We start from the raw sequence: 1,038 nt of genomic DNA on the forward strand, positions 1-1,038 counted from the left end.
CCTCCCCGTGCCAGGGTCCGCGCCGGGCGGCGACGCCTCGGGCAGGCCCGATCCGGCCACGATCCTGCTGACCGCACTCGGCCCCGGCCCCCGGCTCTGGGAACGCGAGCCCGCGCACCCGGAGGCGCTGACCGTACGGATCGGCACGGCGCACCGCGGCCACGGCCGTACGGGCGCCCCGGTCACGGTCTCGCTGCGGGAGGCGGGCTCCCTGGGGCTCGCGGGTCCGCGTCCGCGGCTGACGGGCATGGCCCGTTCGGTGCTGGCGCAGCTCGCCGCCCTGCACGGCCCGAGCACGCTGGAGACGGTGCTGATCTCGGCGGACCGCGCGCGCGACGCGGAGGCACGTGTCCGCGAGTGGTCGTGGCTGGGATGGCTGCCCCATCTGCGTCCGGCACGCGGGCAGGACTGCCGTCTGCTGACGGCGTACGACAGGGACCAGGCGGCGGCACGCGTCGCCGAACTCACCCACAGGCTGGAGGAGTCGGGGCAGCTCGGCCCGGATTCCGGGGCGCGCCCCGCGGGGGGCACCACCCCCGGTCCGTACACGGTGCTCGTCGTCGACGGCGACCCCGGATCGGCGACGCTGCGGGAAGCGGTGGCACGGCTGGCGGCGGAGGGGCCGCGCGCCGGGATCCATCTCGTCTGCCTCGCCGAGACGCCCGCGTCGACGCCGTCCTCACCGGTGGCCGAGACGGTCCGTACGGCGTGCGAGACCTCCGCGGCCTTCCGCGAGTGCGGTGCGCTGGCGCTGCTGAGCGGAGCGGTCGCGACGGCCGTACGGGTCGTACGCCGCGAGAACGCCGGGCCGCCCGGCGCTCCGCAAGGCGCCGACTCCCCCGGCGCCGGGGGCACATCACGTCCCCTCGGTACGCCCGGCACGGTCTGCACGCTCGACGCCGTCTCCGCGGCGTGGGCCGAGCGGTTCGCGCGGGCCATGGCTCCGCTGTGCGAGTCGGAGGGCACCCGAGCCCGTACGGGGGCGGCGGCCCGTTCCGTCGTCGCGCTGCCGCGCAGCGCCCGGCTGCTGGACGAGCT

1 pseudogene is annotated in these 1,038 nt (G+C 77.6%); it reads left to right on the forward strand.

The features are described 5' to 3' along the window. Positions 1-1,038 (forward strand): annotated as a pseudogene (locus tag AN218_RS29530) (hypothetical protein); the annotation flags it as partial.

The sequence above is a fragment of the Streptomyces nanshensis genome (assembly GCF_001751255.1).
Classification (GTDB): Bacteria; Actinomycetota; Actinomycetes; order Streptomycetales; family Streptomycetaceae; genus Streptomyces; species Streptomyces nanshensis_A.